1 pseudogene is annotated in these 272 nt (G+C 40.1%); it reads left to right on the forward strand.

Annotation, left to right across the window (positions count from 1 at the left end):
• Positions 1-182 (forward strand): annotated as a pseudogene (locus ADM33_RS11420) (sigma-70 family RNA polymerase sigma factor); the annotation flags it as partial.
• Positions 183-272 lie beyond the last annotated feature (90 nt).

The following is a 272-nucleotide window of genomic DNA, read 5'->3' on the forward strand; positions in this document are numbered from 1 at the left end:
GCCTACCAGAAGGAGGATTGTGGCTGGATGATTACTACGCCCTTCATGAATTGTTGGATACTTATAGAAGAAAATTACCACAAGATAAACAAGAAGCCTACGAAAGCCTCTGGGCAGACGAACGATTTAAAGGCCGCAAAGCCCTTCTCAGAGAGCTGAAGGAAACATTACAAGACTTCTAAAAAAAATTAAAAAAAGGTGTTGACAAAGTAAGAAAAGTCGGTATAATAGTAAGAGTTGAAAATAACAACTCTGGTCCGTTGGTCAAGGGG

It is taken from the genome of Streptococcus oralis, assembly GCF_001075875.1.
Lineage (GTDB): Bacteria > Bacillota > Bacilli > Lactobacillales > Streptococcaceae > Streptococcus > Streptococcus oralis_I.